Below are 16,802 nucleotides of genomic sequence, written 5' to 3'. Positions count from 1 at the left end.
TGAGTGACCAATCATCAATGCAGTATCTCCATGGGAGACGGATCATTGATGGTTGGTTTTTGTATCAACAAGTCATTGCCTCCAATGGTGAAAACTTAAACGATTACTATCAAAATATATCCAACCATAAGCCCTCTGAAGAAGCTGTTTTTCTAAAAGTTGAGAAAAATAGCCGGAGTCCTAATGGTTGGATTTTTTATGTTCTTTCAATAGTTATACTGCTTACTGGTTTGGTAGTAATAGGCGTACAGTAGTTCCTTCATTGACGCGAGAGACAACGGTCAAGCCATATTTTTCCCCGTAGAGTAACTTGATTCTTTGATCGATATTCTCCAATCCGATACCAGAATAATGTTCGATCGACTGATTCTTATTCAACGAGGATGCTTCATCAAAGCCGATACCTGTATCAATGATTTCGATGATTAGCCCTGATTTACTGATGCGAGAAAAGATTTGAATATAGCCTTTTTCTTCTTCAGGAAACGCATGCAGATAAGCGTTTTCGATGATTGGCTGCAAGATCATTTTAGGAACCAAACAATTTTCACATTCTTCTGCGGAGAAGATGGTTGATTGAATCCGGTCACCATAGCGAACGTTCATCAGGATCAGATATTCTTCTACGATGGCTAGTTCATCCTTTAATGGAACGATCTCTTTGCGGTTGAATGTATGGCGAAGCAATTGAACGAAACTATCGATGGCTTGAGTTGCTTTCTCTTGTTCATTTTGCCAAATCAAAAATTTGATTGCTGTTAGTGTATTATAAACAAAATGGGGTTGGATCTGCATCTGTAAGGAACGGATCTCAAATTTGCGTTTTTCCGCTTCGGTGATCATCAAATGGTCGACATAGGATTCTAAATCCTCCAGCATCAAATTATAGGCGCGACCTAGTTCTTGCGTTTCATACGTGCCATTGATTGAGACTTTATTGCTGAAATCACCTTGTGTGACTGCCGGCAGCTTGTCGATCAATTGATAGATAGGTTGTGTGATTGTTCGAATGATCCAGAAAGCGAACAGACTAAAAAGCAAAATACTAAGAAAAGCGATCAGTACGGCTGGTTTGATCAAATTCATATTGCGTACTAAATGAGATTCATCTAGGAGATCATAAAATGTGAATTGATAAGAATAAAGAGGCATTTGATTAACAGAATCATTTTTCACTTCGATCATTGCTGGATCAAAAGCTGTTCCTAGTTTTTGTTCTTCAGAAGAGGACAAGATCTGTCCTTGATCATTGACCACGTAGATGGTATGCAATGTTGTGTCTAACAACTGCCGATAAATAGAAGAAAAATCAGATTCTTTCAAAAAAATCAATGCGTAACCGAATAAAGCATCGTCTTTCATTAATTTCCGCACGTACATCAGTCCTGGTGAATGGCTCGTAGAAGTGCTCAACCCTTGTTCCAGAAAATAGTATTGACTAATAGCCTCATTTTCATTGATTTGCTGCGTAAATTCACTTGCCAAAAAAGTTTCAACCGACTGGTTTCGGACAGCATCATTTTGAAAGAATGATCGTCCGTTCGTTCCAATCAATACCAAGTTGGAAGGAATCGTTTGAAAAAGCGAGCGAGTATCTTTCAACTGTTCATTGAGTTCTAAAATCGTTCTTCCCTGATTTAGCTGTCCTTTTAAATAATTTTCTACGGCTTTGCTCTCATCGACGACATCAAAAATACGATTGATATTCTCATTCAAGCGCTCATAATCTTCCTGGATCTTATCCAAAAGCAAGCGGTTCGAGCTCTGATACGAAGCCACATAAGCATCTTTGGACCGTCCATAGATAACGATCACTGTCAGTAAACAAACACTGATTACTCCTACCACAACAAACAAAAAGATTCGGCTGAACAATTCATTTTTTTTGAGCCACTGTTGGATTCTCATAATTGGTTCAACCGCCGATACTTAGAAGGAGTGACTTGAAATTCTTTTTTAAAGATTCGAGAAAAATAGCTGATATCGGAATAACCAACTGCTTCACTGATTTCTGACAAATTCAACTCAGATTGGGTCAGCAACTCTTTGGCTTTTTCTAGACGTGTATTTTTTAGATAATCAGAGAAACTCATTTTTAATTTTGAAGAAAGGAAAGCTGACAAGTAGGTATAACTAAAGTGGAACGTTTCTGCCAACTCAGATAGTGAGAGGCTCTTCATATAATTGTCTTGAATGAAGCGCTGGATCGAGACCAGTAAGTCATCTTCATCCATAGGGGAAAGAGTCGTCAATTGCAGACGTATCTCATCGATCGTTGACAATAACAAATCGGAAAAATCTTCTAAATACAAGATATGACCGATCTCATGGAGAAATTCCGCTCGCAAGCGACTAAAGCGGGAAGCTGTTGGAAATTCTTCTTCTAAACGGGACAACAGCGTATAAAAAATACTGCTGGCCTGCTGCTTCAGAAAGTTAGGATCGACATTTGATAGAATCATCTCATTGAAATAGTCTTCGATACGTGTAATCCCCAATAAAAAATTATTGTCTAATAATGCCCGTAAAAATTTTTTTGTATCAAAACGATCACTTTCCATATACAAAAAAAGCTCTTGTTCCAAGACAAGCCGCTGCTGCTTATAAAAAAAAGATTGTTCACGACTTTTATCTTTTAGAGTCAGAAAAGCCGAACGCAAGTCTTCAATCGATTCAAACGGGCATCCAAGGGTAAAAAAGGCATTCGGTTCGGTATAGTTCAACTGGTCCAAACAATTTTTCAAAGAAGCAAAAAAATCACTTTCTTCTGCGTAACTGATCAATAGTCCCGCATCATTATTACTGGTCTTGAACGCCAATGTTTTCAAGCGAGAATTCGATTGCGAAAATTCTGTCAATGCATGAAAAAGCTGTTCAGTAGAACGAAAATAACTGACATTCGTATAAAGAAAACATAGTTGCTGTTTCATAGCTATTTCAAGATAGTCAGCAAAAGGAGTAAGTGGTTCTTCATACCCAGCCAGATAGCGATTCAAAGATTCTTGTAATGGGACCTCAGCGGTTATTTGGCGGGTATCAGATATTTTTTCGCGGATGGTGTTTAGGGCTTTCAGCAACAAAGCAGGCGTCAATGTTGGCTTTAGCAAGTAATCAATGGCACCGTTCTTAAAAGACTGACTGACATAGTGAAAATCATCATAACTGCTCAATACCAGAAAATGGATAGATGGGTATTGTTGTTGAATGATGGTTGTTAATTGGATGCCGTCCATTTGCGGCATTTTTAAATCTGTGATCACGATCTCTGGCTGTAATTGCTGGATCAGGGTTAGAGCCTCCTGTCCGTTTGCTGCATCTCCTAGCAAGCGAAAACCTTCTTGCTCCCAACGAATCATATGTTTTAAACCATCACGAATAGTGGTCTCGTCATCCACAAGCAAGACTGTATGTAAATGATGCATGGTATCCCCCCTATTTCTTTATTCTAGTATAAACGCTTTCATAAAAGAAAGGTATTGGTAAAAATTTTCTATTTTTGGACTATTTTAGTAAGCTCTTCCACGCGTATTGTATCCGTTTACAACTCCAGTGTATAGTAAAAATGTAATTAAAAGGAAAGAGGGAGAAAAATGAAAAAATTGCTTGCATCACTTGTGACTGCCGCTACTGTATTGACATTGACAGCTTGTGGCAGCAACAACGAAAGTACTGGTGACACTGGAGGTTCTTCTGATAAGGTTACAGTTTGGGCTTGGGATGAGACTTTCAATATCAAAGCTGTCAATGAAGCGAAAAAGGTTTACGAAAACAAGGATGTTGATGTGGAAGTAGTGACCATGTCACAGGATGACATCGTTCAAAAGTTGAACACTAGTCTAGCATCAGGCAATACGGATGGCTTGCCAAATATCGTTTTGATCGAAGACTATCGTATTCAAGGCTATTTATCTTCCTATCCGGATGCTTTCAGCGACTTAACTGATATTGTCAATGAAGATGACTTTTCCAGCTACAAATTCGCCGTCAACAAAATCAATGATGTGATCTACGGTGTACCTTTTGATAGTGGGGTAGCAGGGCTGTTTTATCGTACAGATTATTTAGCAGATGCAGGATATGAAGCTGCTGATCTCCAAGATATTACCTGGGATGACTTTATTCAAATTGCCAAAGATGTCAAGGAGAAAACGGGACATGCCATGATGTCTCTAGATCCAAGCGATTTGGGATTGGCACGGATCATCATGCAGTCAGCTGGTGAATGGTATACCGGTGAAGACGGCACCACAGTAACGATTAAAGACAACGAATCATTCAAAGCCGGCTTGAATGTATTGGCGACACTACTGAATGAAGGATTAGTTGAACAAGTCTCTGATTGGGATGGCGGCGTCAATGCAGTCCAATCCGGAAATGTTGCTGCAGCACCAACAGGCGCTTGGTATTCTAGTACGATTCAAGGGGCTGAAGATCAAAGCGGCAAATGGGCGATTGCACCGATTCCGGCACTAGCTGGTGGCAATTCAGTGAACGCATCAAGTATTGGCGGAGCAGGATGGTATGTCATTAAAGGCGTAGCTGGTGAAGAGAATGCGAAAGACTTTTTAGCGAAAACGTTTGCTTCAAATAAAGAATTGATGGGAACATTGGCAACTGAAATTGGGCTGGTTTCAACGATGAATGCTGCCGAAGAGACAAAAGAATATACTTCAGGACTTGATTTTTATGGAGGACAAAAAGTTTTCCAAGACTTCTCTCAATGGTCACAAGAGATCCCGGCCGTCAACTACGGCAATCATACTTATGCGATCGAATCTGTATTGACAGAAAGCTTGCAGCGAGTAATCAATGGGGAAGATATCGATAAAGTACTAGAAGATGCACAAACACAAGTAGAAGCACAAATCGCAAACTAAGCAAATCATTTAGCTATGGTTTCATAATCAACAAATCAGATACGAACGATAGCTGCTGGTACCAATAATTTCCCATTAGAGGAGATTGTTAAGCAGCAATCGTTCGTATAGTCATTAGATTGGTGCCATAGTGTCGTTTGAAGGAGGAATCACCATGAAAAATAAATCGAAAAATTGGTTTGCGAATGGAAACGCGTTTATTTCTTTGCCTGTGATCTTGATTACACTATTAGTATTTGTTCCTATGATTTCAGCTCTTTTTACGTCTTTCCAGTCGGGACCGCCGACAACGATGTCATTCAACGGTTTGGGAAACTATCAGCGGATGCTGAGTGACTCAACCTTTAAGAAAGCTTTTGGTAATACATTTTTATACTTATTAATCCAAGTACCGATCATGCTGTTTTTGGCATTGATCGTCTCGAACATACTAAATGACAAAAAATTAAAATTCAAAGGTCTTTTCCGAACGGCCTTGTTTTTACCTTGTATCACTTCATTGGTCTCTTACTCGTTGATCATGAAAAGTTTATTCTCAGCGAATGGGTTAGTCAATAATTTTTTAATGCAAATTCATTTGATTGAGGTGCCGATTCAATGGCTAACGGATCCTTTCTGGGCAAAAGTCTTGATTATTTTTGCCATTACTTGGCGCTGGACAGGCTATAATATGATTTTCTTTATTTCTGGTATGCAAAACATTGATCCTAGCATCTATGAAGCTGCTGAAATTGATGGTGCGACTAAATGGGATCAACTTTTCAAGATAACTATTCCTAATTTGCGGCCAATCATTTTATTCACGACAATTACTTCAACGATCGGAACATTGCAATTATTTGACGAAGTACAAAATATTACAGGTGGGGGACCTGCCAATGCAACCACCACGCTCTCGCAGTACATTTATAATTTAAGTTATAAATTCACCCCGAACTTTGGCTATGCGGCGGCAGTATCCTTTGTGATCGTGATCGCTATTGTGGTCTTATCCGTCATCCAAACAAAATTAGGAGGGAAAGAAAATTGAAAACACTCTCTTTAAGCTTAAAGTATCTTTTCTTAGGTCTTTTGGCCTTTATTTCCGTCTTTCCATTTGTCTGGATGGTATTGGGAATGACCAATCAAACCTTTGACATTGTGGCAGGAAAAATCATGATCGGTGATCAGCTAGTGATCAATTTCCAAAATTTATTTGCTTCTGAACTGAACTTTACTCGTGCTTTGGGCAACTCTGCAGTGATTGCGGTCATTACGACCGTCTTCGCGTTGCTGTTTTCTTCCATGGCGGGCTATGGGTTTGAGATCTATCGAACCAAAACAAAAGATCGCATTTTCAATATTTTACTCTTATCGATGATGGTTCCTTTTGCGGCTTTGATGATTCCGTTATACCGCATGTTTAGTCAGCTTAGCGGAACCCCAATCGGAATCAATACTTTTGCAGTGGTCATTTTACCTTCTGTTTGTACAGCGTTCCTGATTTTCTTTTTCCGCCAAAATATCAAAGCTTTCCCTAAAGAATTAGTAGAAGCAGCCCGCATTGATGGGCTAAATGAGTTAAGTATTTTCTTCCGAGTCTATATGCCTACTGCTAAAAATACTTATGCAGCAGCAGCGATCATTACCTTTATGAATAGCTGGAACAACTACTTGTGGCCATTAGTTGCCTTGCAATCACCAGATAAACGGACAGTTCCGTTGGTTTTATCTGCGATGGGGGCTTCCTATACACCGGATTACGGCATGATGATGTGCGGGATCGTGATCGCCACTTTGCCAACAGCGATTATCTTTTTCGTATTACAAAAACAATTCGTACAAGGCATGTTAGGTTCTGTGAAGTAAAGAAAAGAGAAAACGAGGAAATGAAATGATCCATTTTGATAAAAAAAACCAAATTTTTCATTTAAGCAACAACAAAATCAGTTATGTGATGCAGATCGAAGAAGGTGGAAATTTAGCGCATATCTACTTTGGAAAGAAAATTACCCATTATTCTGGCCATTATCGTTACCCGCGATTAGATCGTTCTTTTTCGCCGAATCCAGCAGGCAGCAAGGATCGCTTATTCTCGCTGGATACGCTGATGATGGAATTTCCTGGGAATGGGTTCGGTGATTATCGTGAAGCGGCATATGATATCCAACTGCCAAATGGCAGTCATGTTGCGCATTTTATCTATCAAAGCCATGAAATCAGTCAAGGCAAACCAGCACTTGCGGGGTTGCCTCAAACTCACGGTGCTCCGCAAGAAATCGAAACGTTGCAAATCATATTGCGAGATGAAGTTGCCGCGCTTGAATTGGTTTTGAACTATAGTATTTTTACTGATACATCAGCAATCATTCGTTCAAGTGCCTTAAAAAATGACGGTCTTGAACCAATCGTTATCCATCAACTAGCCAGTCAATCACTGGATTTTCCCAACCGACCGCTTGATTTGATCCAATTGAATGGTGCATGGGCGAAAGAACGGCAAATCAGTCGAGAACCAGTTCAGACAGGTATCAAGAAATTGGACAGCAAGCGAGGTTCCAGCAGCCATCAACAGAATCCTTTTGTTATTTTGGCAGATCCCGCTACAACAGAATTCTCGGGAGAATGTTATGGCGTTAGTTTACTGTATAGCGGCAATCACGAAACGATTATCGAAAAAGATCCTTATGATCAAACGCGGCTCATCATGGGCATCAATAGTTATCGATTTGCCTGGACAGTACCACCTCAGGAAAGCTTCCAATCACCAGAAGTGGTTACAGTTTATAGTAATCAAGGGCTCAACCAAATGTCACAAACCTATCATCGCTTTTATAATAGTCATCTTATTCGTGGACAGTATCAGCTGACTGAACGTCCGACGTTGATCAATAACTGGGAAGCCACTTATTTTGATTTCGATGAAGAAAAACTGGAGCAGATCGTCGATGAAGCGAAGGCATTGGGAATTGAATTGTTTGTTTTGGATGACGGTTGGTTTGGTGCACGAGAAAATGATTTGACTTCTCTGGGTGACTGGTATGAGAATGAAGGAAAGTTAGCTTCTGGTCTGCGAGGGTTTGCGGAAAAAGTCCATCAGAAGGGCTTGAAATTCGGTCTCTGGTTAGAGCCGGAAATGATCTCAGAAGCGAGCGAGTTGTATCGTCAGCACCCCGAGTGGGCCTTAAAAGTACCTGGACGTTCTCCCGCATTAAGTCGCAGTCAGTTTGTATTGGACTTTTCTAGAGAAGATGTTCGGAAACATATTTTTGATCAGTTAGCCCTTCTATTTAACGAAGTACCCATTGATTATATTAAGTGGGACATGAATCGCAACATGACGGATGTCTATTCATTGTTGTTAGATCCTACCCAGCAAGGGGAGGTGTTCCTTCGCTATATTTTAGGTCTGTATGACTTTTTAGAACGATTGACAGCTGCTCATCCCACTATTTTGTTTGAAGGATGTTCTGGCGGGGGCGGTCGTTTTGATGCAGGTTTCTTGTATTACATGCCGCAGATATGGACGAGTGATAATACCGATGCGATAGCCCGTTTGAAAATCCAATATGGAACCAGCCTGTCATACCCGGCTTCTAGCATGGGTTCGCATGTTTCAGCAGTGCCTAACCATCAAACACAGCGGATCACTGACTTAGCGATCCGCGGAAACGTTGCAATGTCTGGTGTCTTGGGCTATGAGCTGGATTTGACGACAGTGACCGATGAAGAAAAAGCAGCCATCAAAGAGCAAGTTGCCTTTTATAAAAAACATCGACAACTCTTCCAATATGGCACGTTTATTCGCTTGTTGAGTCCTTTTGCAGGAAATGATACTGCGTGGATGTACGTTTCTGAAGATAAACAAGAAGCGATTGTTTTCTATTTCCGTGTATTAGCCGAAGCATCTGCACCGCTAATCACTCTCAAATTGGCGGGATTAGCGGCAGATACAGTGTATCAAATGGGGGGATATAAAATCGGCGGCGATGAATTGATGCAGATCGGTTTCTATATTGATCCTGCTTTATCCGGCGACTATGCAACACAAATGGTTCATCTAACAGCGATCAACAATGACTAAGGTTCTTTTCAGTAATCACTATCAAATGAAATCAAACGAATAGAGCTGTAACAGAAGCAAAAGCAGACGAAATGATCCAAACTGGACTTGAGAAAGAATTCTTCTCTCTGTGACTAGGGACGAGGATCGGATTGTAGAGAGGATTCGATGTGTCTTCGGATCGTTTGTTTGTTGAAGTGCTTATGTTGCAGTTTTTTCTAGTAGAGTTGTTTTTTCTGCTAAATCTTTTACGTATAAATGGCGATTGTTTTATTTTTTTGTTGATTTAGCTTATGATGAAGGGGGTCAATAAAAGTCAAGCAGTGACGGAGGGAAAACAACGACAGAGCACTTAAAAGAACACGCAGAGGAACAGTTGCTTGCTGATGGGTATCGCAAATATCATGGCTCAGCATTCGATGTTTATTCTCACAAAGACATTTGTATTCACAGTGGGAAGTGTGTTTGAGGTAATCCAACTGTTTTTGAGGTAGGACGTCGACCGTGGGTCATTCCCGATAATGCTCAAAAAGAACAAGTTGCTCAAGTGAATCAATCTTGTCCAAGCGGCGCATTAAAATTTATTCAAAGGGGAGAAAACTAATGGAAATCAAGGAAGAAAAAAATCGTTTTGCCTTATTAGACGGCGAGAAAGAGATCGGCGAAATGACTTGGTCGAATGCAGGAACAAAACGAATGATCATTGATCATACTTTTGTCGATCCAGCCTATCGTGGTCAAGGACTGGCAGAAAAGTTAGTGGCAAAAGGGGTAGAAAAAGCGCGTGCGGAAAAGAAAACAATCATTCCACTCTGTCCATTTGCAAAAAAAGAGTTTGAACGTAAACCGGAATATAGCGATGTTTGGAGTAAATAACAATTCTCAATTTTAAAAAAAGAAGTGGTTCTTTTAGGGAACCACTTCTTTTAGCGTTAATCTATCAACATGTGACTGTTAATGTTGAAATTGAGCATGGTAGAGACGGTAATAATACCCTTTTTCCGCTAACAATTCTTCATGAGTACCTTGTTCGACGATTTGTCCGGCATCCATAACCAAAATTTTATCAGCCGCACGGATCGTTGATAAGCGGTGGGCAATGACGAAACTGGTTTTTCCGTCCATCATTTTCAAAAAGGCATCCTGAATTTTCTTTTCTGTCAGTGTATCGACTGAACTGGTGGCTTCATCGAGGATCAGCATCGGGGGATTACTGATCATAGTACGAGCAATGGTCAGTAATTGTCGCTGCCCATCGGAAATCTTGATGCCCTGTTGCCCAATCGGCGTATCCAATTTATCTGGTAACCGCATAACGTATTCATACATATATGCATTTTTTAAAGCATCGTATATTTCTCCATCGGTAGCCGTGTCATTGCCATATTGGAGATTCTCTCTTAAAGAAGCATCGAACAGCCACGTGTCTTGAAGGACCATACCAAAACTCTTTCGTAACGCTGTTCGCTGCAATTGACGAATATCGACGCCGTCTACTCGGATAGTTCCCTGATCAACATCGTAGAAACGCATCAGCAAATTGACTAGTGTCGATTTACCGGCACCAGTCTTTCCGACAATTGCCACCGTTTCACCTGGTTCAGCTGTAAAAGAAAAGTTTTCGATCAGTTTTTGTCCTGGATCATAAGCAAAAGCCACATTTTCAAAGTCGATTTTACCTTTGATTTCCTTCATCGTTTGTGTTGCTGTGTCATCCGCACTTTCTGGCATTTGATCCAATAACTGGAAGGTTCGTGCCAAACCAGCTAATGCAGTCTGAATCTGAGTGGTGATGCCTGACAGTTCAATAAATGGTTTTGAAAATTGGCTAGAATAGATCGTAAAGCTTGAAATCATCCCAACTGTTACCAGCCCCGAGCCTGAAAAGTACAATAAACCACCGACGAAGCCGACAGACAGATAGGAAAGATGGTCAACAAAACGGGAAAGCGGATTGGTCAACGAGGAAGAAAACTGTGCTTTTCGGCCACGAAGGTTTAATTCGTCATTGATCATTTCAAACTGTTCTTGGTTGATTGCTTCTCGTTCAAATGCTTTGACAATTTTTTGATTGCCGATCATTTCGGTAACGAATCCAGAAATTTCACCGACGATCTCTTGTTGACGCGCAAAATCTGCTTGTGATGTTCGTGCCACGATCCAATTGACTAAAAAGATGATCGGTGTTGAAACAAGAACGACGAGAGTCAGTGGCACACTCATCTTAACCATGACTACCAAGGCAATCAGCACGACAGAGATACCGGAGAATAATTGGTTGAAGACAGCAGCAACCGCAATTGAGATATTATCCATGTCATTGGTAAAACGACTGACGATATTCCCGTGAGACGTTTGATCGTAATAACGCAAGGGTAGTGTATTTAAATGAGCAAAACCTTCTTTGCGCAGATCAGCGACAGACAGATAGGCCACTCGATTCCCTAATCGTTGGATCAGCCATTGACTGACAACAGTAACGATCACTACACCGCCAAACAACGCGAGAATGCGATAAAGTTCTTCGAAATGAACCTTGCTAGGACCAATCATTTTATCGACAGCCTGACCTATTTCATAAGTCATAAAAACCGTTGAGATGCCAGCAGCGATCCCTAAAACGACAGCAGTCCAAGTTTCTTTGGCATACACAGCGAGATAGGGGAGGTAGCGGCGGAAGGCAGACCAATCAAATGATTTCTTTTTCATTTTTCTTCCTCCTCTTGAGATGCCACAATTTCTTGATAAGCTTTTGAAGTGATCATCAACTCGTCATGGGTGCCTTTGGCGACCAGATTTCCCTGATCTAACACTAAGATCTGCTGTGCGTCTTGAATCGAACGAACACGCTGAGAAATGATGATGATCGTTCCGCGAATTTTTTCTTTTAAAGCCATCCGCAGATCCAGATCTGTTTGGTAATCTAGCGCACTTAATGAATCATCCAAAATCAATATATCAGGTTTAGCAATAATTGCTCGAGCAATCGTTAAGCGTTGTTTTTGCCCACCAGAAAAGTTCTTGCCTCCTTCAAAAATCGTCGTATCCAACTTTTGCGGTAGTGCTTCGACGAAGTCGCGACTTTGGGCGATCTCTAATGCTTGCCAGCATTCCTCGTCTGTCGCATCTTTTTTTCCCCATTGTAAGTTTTCACGAATCGTACCAGTGAACAGAACAGCCGTTTGAGGAACCATGGCAATTTTTTGTCTTAATTGTTTCAGCGGCCACTTGCGTACATCCTGTCCATCAACGATCACTTTACCAGCAGCTGTGTCATAAAAACGCGGGATCAGTTGCGTTAATGTCGATTTCCCACTGCCAGTTGGACCAGTGATGCCCAAGGTTGTGCCAGGAGCAATCTCAAAATCGATATTTTTTAATGCTAAGCCATAGTTAGGTGAAAAGCGAAAGTCCACATGTTCGAAACGAAGGGCACCTGCCTGTTTTTGTTGATCCATAAAAACCTCAGATAAACTATCATCAATCGACGGTTCTGTATCAAGAACTTCATTGATCCGTGAAGCCGAAGCAGCAGCGCGAGTAAAAATGATGACGAGATTCGATACAACGATCAGTGCCAACAGCATTTGGTTCATATAATTGACCAACGCCAGTACTTCCCCCTGTTCCAAGTTTCCGATGTTCACTTTGAAACCGCCAAAGTAAAAGAGTGCAATAATTCCTAAGTTCATAATCATGGTTGTAGCCGGGGTCAATAATGCAGAAAGATTGGTCACACGAATATAGACATTGGTCAAATCATCTGTGGCTTGGTCAAAACGTTTGGTCTCAGTTTTTGTTCGAGCAAAAGCACGAATCACACGAATACCGCTCAAATTTTGGCTGACTAGTTCATTTAGTTCGTCCAAGCGGATCTGGACTTTCTTATATAATGGCACTGTCTTGCTAATGATCCAAAATAAAATGATACAAAAAAGTGGCAGCACACATAAGAAAATCAAGCCCGCTTGCCAATCGATGACAAACGCCATGATCACTGAACCAATACTCAAAAAAGGTGCTCTGACGACTAAACGGATCAACATAGCCAATGCAACTTGCATTTGGTTGATATCATTGGTCATTCGAGTGATCAACGTATCTGTTCCAAATAGATTCAATTCATTGTGGGACAACAAATTGATTTTTTTCATTAATGTATTGCGTAATTCCGTGCCAAAACCTTGAGAAGCAGTGGCTGCATAGTATTGACAGATGACCGCACAGATCATCCCGATGACGGACATCGCAATCATCCAGAGGGTCATTTCAACTACTTTCGACCAATTGTTTTGGCGAATTCCCTGGTCCACGAGTGCAGCCATTTGGAGTGGCAAAACCAGTTCAAACACAGCTTCTAAAAACTTAAAAAAAGGACCTAAGACGATCTGTTTACGATAGTCTTTGGCATAGCGTAATAATCCAATCATAAAAACCTCCTGTAAAAATAAAATAGTCAATGAAAGAAAAAATGCATCAGGAGAGGAATTCTCCACTGTGAATTTACGAATAAAAAATCTTTCGTTTCTAGCATATCTTACCATAGTTCCAAACTGAGGGGGAGCAATCAAGAAAGAAAAGAAAGTTTCATTTTTATTTCAGAAACAAACAATTAGTTTTCATTTTTTTTGATAATTATACGATAAATACTGCGTATGATACTTTACTTGGCTATGATCTTTTTAGATTTTTTCAAGGAAAAATCATAGGGAAATTTTTTCGAACAAATTTGCATTAGCATAAAAATTCACAGCAAAAATATAAAATATCTTAAAAAAATAGGCGCTGAAAACAAAATCTGGTACAATCGGGGAGAGTGAAGTAGGAAACATGAAGGAGGCACTATGGATAGAAAGTCGAAATTTAGCAAACAGCGGGCCCGCAAAGCTCGTAATAAGCGCCGAATCATAGGAGGCGTCGTACTTTTTGCGATTGCAGGAGTCTTTTTATTTGCAGGATATACGTATTATGCTGCAAAAAATTCTGTGGATAAAATGTTTAAAGAATCCGCTGTGATCAAATCCAATAAAGAAAAAGACAATTCATTGAAATCAGCAAATGTTGATTCTAAATTTGGGATCCTGTTAATGGGGGTCGACAATGATGCCGAACGAGAAAAGAAAGAGCATCTGGATACGACTCGAGCAGACAGTTTGATCTATATGGTCTATGATGGCGAAAATAAAAAGATCGACATGGTAAGTTTACCTCGAGATATTTGGACAAATATCTACGATGGTACCGGAAACGGGACGGTCGTCAACACGGCAAAAATCAATAGTGCATTTGCGATTGGTGAGGAAGATGCAACGATTGAAACGGTGCAAAACTATTTGAACTTGCCAATTGATTATTATGTCAATATCAATTTTACAAGTTTTGAGAAGATCATTGATGCAATCGGCGGTGTTACCGTAGATGTTCCTTATGACATTAATGAAAAGTATACTTCGGACAATTCTGGTAAAACACTGATTCCAAAGGGCCGACAGTCGTTGAATGGAGAGCAAGCATTGATTTTTGCTCGAATCCGTAAAATGGATACTGACGTGGACCGTGGCAATCGGCAGCAAGAAGTCATTGAAGCAGCCATTAGTCAAGCATTGAAAATCAATAATGTCACAAAATATCAGGAGATTCTTGACTCTGTCAGTGACAATGTCAATACCAACTTTAAGTTTGAAGACTTGGTTTCACTAGCTGGGAATATGCTTTCTGGTTTTACTATCGATAAACATACTTATGAATGGTATGATGGTGAATCTTATGATGGCCAATCAATCGTTTATATTCAAGATTACTCCTATAATGAGATCCGTAATGATATGCTGAAAGCATTGGGTCAATTAGATGAGACGACATCAGAAAATCAAGGGACTACTACGGATACAAGTACAAACTATTAATGAAATGATGTTCTTTTATAATAGGAAATAATAAAAAAAAGAAACGCTGCGGCGTTTCTTTTTTTTTGTTTCTAAAAGGGCCGTTTTTGGCGGTCGTATGCAATAAATTCATAGATCTTTGAGAAGAGAGTGGTTTTGGACATGTAGTTAGAAAATGATTGATTTTCTTCAAAAAATAGACACTATTCAATTTTTCTAATGAAATTCTTAGAAAAAAATATCTGAATGATTATGAGCTAGAGGAGAAAAAAATGGGTAAAAAAAGAGGATAAAAGCGATTATTCATTACGGATGAATAATGCCAATTTTTTGGCATTGGAAATGATAACTGAACCACAATGTAAGCGTTTTTAACTCGTTATCATATACATGTACCTGATAAATAATTGTTATTTCTCAGGAAGAAGAGTGATTGATTTCAGCTGAAAAAATCAATAAATAAAAGGAAAGAGGCGAGAGAGTATTTCATTTAGCTAGATTGGTTTTAATGCTTTTTGTGATTTTTTTTGCAAGTGGGATTTATGCAAGTTACTACACAATACTAAAGAAAGTTGGAGAACAATGGAAAAGAAAAGAGGAATCAGTAAAATCGGCTTGATTGCCTTAGTAGTCAGTTCATCCATTGGTAGTGGAATCTTCGGTATCACGAATGACTTAGCGATGTCCGCTGCTCCTGGACCTGCAATCATCGCCTGGATCATCGTCGGAATTGGCATTCTTGCATTAGTTTTATCATTGAATAATTTAGGCGCCAAACGACCAGATTTAGACGGCGGTATTTTTGGGTATGCAGAAGCGGCATTTGGGAAATTAGGAGGTTTTATCAGTGGCTGGGGCTATTGGCTCTCTGCCTGGCTGGGAAACGTCGCCTTTGCGACAATGCTCATGAGTGCAATTGGTGAATTTATACCCGCATTCAAGGGAGGACAAAACATTCCGTCAATCTTACTAGCAAGTGTTTTTATTTGGGTATTGACCTTTCTGGTGAATAACGGAATTGAGAGCGCTTCATTTATCAACACAATTGTTACGATCTGTAAATTAGTTCCTTTGTTTTTATTTATGGTTATCGCACTCGTTAGTTTTCATGTCGATATTTTCTCAGCAGATTTCTGGGGAAATGTCAGCAGCTCACTACAAAGTGGTGCTTCTGTCAGTCTCTGGTCACAGATCAAAGGTTGTCTAATGGTGATGATGTGGGTCTTTGTTGGGATTGAAGGGGCAAGTGTTTTAGCCAATCGTGCGGAAAAACGGTCAGATGCCCAAAAAGCATCAGTCATCGGTTTGCTTTCCTTGCTAGTCATCTATGTGCTAGCTTCCTTATTGCCATACGGCGTCATGTCGCAAGCTGAATTGATGGCGTTACCACAACCAGCAATGGCCAACATTTTGCGCTATATGGTTGGAGAGTGGGGTGCAGCCTTTATCAATATCGGTCTGATTATTTCCATCATTGGTTGCTGGCTGTCATGGACGATGTTACCAGTAGAAACAACCTTATTGATGTCCCGCGATGGAATGCTGCCAAAAAGTTGGGGCAAGGTCAATCGAAAACAAGCACCAAGTTATTCATTGTTTATCACTGCTGCATTGACGAACGTGTTCTTGTTAACGTTCCTTGTGACCGATTACGCGTATCAATTTGCTTATTCGATGTGTACCGCAGCGATTTTGATTTGTTACTTGCTCGTGGGGATCTATCAAATGATTTATTCCTATCAGCAAAAAGACAATAAACAATTGTTTATTGGTGCAGTCGCAACGGCCTTTCAGATCATTGGGATCACATTAGCAGGCTTTGCCTATGTTCTCTTATGCAGCATCGCCTATTTACCAGGATTCTATTTCTACTTACGGGCATGTAAAGAGAACAACTATCAAATCAGCAATAGGCAAAAAATGGTCATGGCTGTGGTCAGTTTAGCAGCAGTATTATCGATCGTAGCAATCGCTACTGGAATGATCTCAGTATAAGGG

11 protein-coding genes and 1 pseudogene are annotated in these 16,802 nt (G+C 40.2%); 8 read left to right on the top strand and 4 right to left on the bottom strand.

The features are described from left to right. Positions 1 to 222: 222 nt before the first annotated feature. Positions 223 to 1,908, bottom strand: coding sequence for a cache domain-containing sensor histidine kinase (locus HED61_RS13470; protein WP_171917403.1), 1,686 nt, complete (start codon positions 1,906 to 1,908; stop codon positions 223 to 225). Then, on the bottom strand, positions 1,905 to 3,422 hold the full coding sequence (locus HED61_RS13465) for a response regulator transcription factor (RefSeq protein ID WP_219644937.1): 1,518 nt from the start codon (positions 3,420 to 3,422) through the stop codon (positions 1,905 to 1,907). Before HED61_RS13465 ends, HED61_RS13470 begins: the two co-directional genes overlap by 4 nt. 168 nt (positions 3,423 to 3,590) lie before the next feature. On the opposite strand from HED61_RS13465, the gene HED61_RS13460 reads away from it, so the two are divergent. From HED61_RS13460 to HED61_RS13435, 6 genes and pseudogenes are all read left to right on the top strand, one after another. Further along, on the top strand, positions 3,591 to 4,877 hold the full coding sequence (locus tag HED61_RS13460; RefSeq protein WP_219644938.1) for an ABC transporter substrate-binding protein: 1,287 nt from the start codon (positions 3,591 to 3,593) through the stop codon (positions 4,875 to 4,877). Positions 4,878 to 5,031: 154 nt separating this feature from the next. Then, positions 5,032 to 5,907, top strand: a complete 876-nt coding sequence (locus HED61_RS13455; protein ID WP_021150076.1) for a carbohydrate ABC transporter permease — start codon at positions 5,032 to 5,034, stop codon at positions 5,905 to 5,907. Continuing rightward, positions 5,904 to 6,725, top strand: a complete 822-nt coding sequence (locus tag HED61_RS13450) for a carbohydrate ABC transporter permease (protein ID WP_138372152.1) — start codon at positions 5,904 to 5,906, stop codon at positions 6,723 to 6,725. The genes HED61_RS13455 and HED61_RS13450 overlap by 4 nt, the downstream gene beginning before the upstream one ends. Before the next feature lie 25 nt (positions 6,726 to 6,750). Beyond that, positions 6,751 to 8,940 carry an alpha-galactosidase gene (locus HED61_RS13445; protein WP_219644939.1) on the top strand — a complete coding sequence of 730 codons (2,190 nt, stop codon included), beginning with the start codon at positions 6,751 to 6,753 and terminating at the stop codon, positions 8,938 to 8,940. 355 nt (positions 8,941 to 9,295) lie between these two features. After that, positions 9,296 to 9,523: pseudogene (locus HED61_RS13440) on the top strand ((4Fe-4S)-binding protein). Next, positions 9,523 to 9,795 (top strand): GNAT family N-acetyltransferase, encoded by a 273-nt coding sequence (locus HED61_RS13435; protein WP_003126008.1) that lies wholly within the window; start codon positions 9,523 to 9,525, stop codon positions 9,793 to 9,795. The pseudogene HED61_RS13440 and the gene HED61_RS13435 overlap by 1 nt, the downstream one beginning before the upstream one ends. Before the next feature lie 78 nt (positions 9,796 to 9,873). Here HED61_RS13435 and HED61_RS13430 read toward each other — a convergent pair whose 3' ends face one another. Both HED61_RS13430 and HED61_RS13425 read right to left on the bottom strand, forming a co-directional pair. Beyond that, positions 9,874 to 11,628, bottom strand: coding sequence for an ABC transporter ATP-binding protein (locus tag HED61_RS13430; RefSeq protein ID WP_219644940.1), 1,755 nt, complete (start codon positions 11,626 to 11,628; stop codon positions 9,874 to 9,876). Continuing rightward, positions 11,625 to 13,349, bottom strand: coding sequence for an ABC transporter ATP-binding protein (locus HED61_RS13425; protein WP_219644941.1), 1,725 nt, complete (start codon positions 13,347 to 13,349; stop codon positions 11,625 to 11,627). Before HED61_RS13425 ends, HED61_RS13430 begins: the two co-directional genes overlap by 4 nt. Positions 13,350 to 13,763: 414 nt before the next feature. Here HED61_RS13425 and HED61_RS13420 point away from each other — a divergent pair, with 414 nt between their 5' ends. Then, entirely contained in the window at positions 13,764 to 14,825 is a 1,062-nt protein-coding gene (locus tag HED61_RS13420; RefSeq protein ID WP_081131461.1) for an LCP family protein, read from the top strand. A gap of 561 nt (positions 14,826 to 15,386) precedes the next feature. Then, positions 15,387 to 16,799: an arginine-ornithine antiporter gene (gene arcD / locus HED61_RS13415; protein WP_003126013.1), complete on the top strand. Its 1,413-nt coding sequence runs from the start codon at positions 15,387 to 15,389 to the stop codon at positions 16,797 to 16,799. Positions 16,800 to 16,802: the final 3 nt, after the last annotated feature.

This window comes from Enterococcus gallinarum, from assembly GCF_021496385.1.
Lineage (GTDB): Bacteria > Bacillota > Bacilli > Lactobacillales > Enterococcaceae > Enterococcus_D > Enterococcus_D gallinarum.
Note: the sequence above shows the minus strand (reverse complement) of the source record. Positions and strands in the feature narration are given on the sequence as shown.

Excerpts from the sequence above, each read along its gene's own strand:
- HED61_RS13470 (WP_171917403.1), bottom strand. The coding sequence starts at position 1,908 with ATGAGAATCCAACAGTGGCTCAAAAAAAATGAATTGTTCAGCCGAATC.
- HED61_RS13465 (WP_219644937.1), bottom strand. The coding sequence starts at position 3,422 with ATGCATCATTTACATACAGTCTTGCTTGTGGATGACGAGACCACTATT.
- HED61_RS13460 (WP_219644938.1), top strand. The coding sequence starts at position 3,591 with ATGAAAAAATTGCTTGCATCACTTGTGACTGCCGCTACTGTATTGACA.
- HED61_RS13455 (WP_021150076.1), top strand. The coding sequence starts at position 5,032 with ATGAAAAATAAATCGAAAAATTGGTTTGCGAATGGAAACGCGTTTATT.
- HED61_RS13445 (WP_219644939.1), top strand. The coding sequence starts at position 6,751 with ATGATCCATTTTGATAAAAAAAACCAAATTTTTCATTTAAGCAACAAC.
- HED61_RS13435 (WP_003126008.1), top strand. The coding sequence starts at position 9,523 with ATGGAAATCAAGGAAGAAAAAAATCGTTTTGCCTTATTAGACGGCGAG.
- HED61_RS13430 (WP_219644940.1), bottom strand. The coding sequence starts at position 11,628 with ATGAAAAAGAAATCATTTGATTGGTCTGCCTTCCGCCGCTACCTCCCC.
- HED61_RS13425 (WP_219644941.1), bottom strand. The coding sequence starts at position 13,349 with ATGATTGGATTATTACGCTATGCCAAAGACTATCGTAAACAGATCGTC.
- HED61_RS13420 (WP_081131461.1), top strand. The coding sequence starts at position 13,764 with ATGGATAGAAAGTCGAAATTTAGCAAACAGCGGGCCCGCAAAGCTCGT.
- arcD (WP_003126013.1), top strand. The coding sequence starts at position 15,387 with ATGGAAAAGAAAAGAGGAATCAGTAAAATCGGCTTGATTGCCTTAGTA.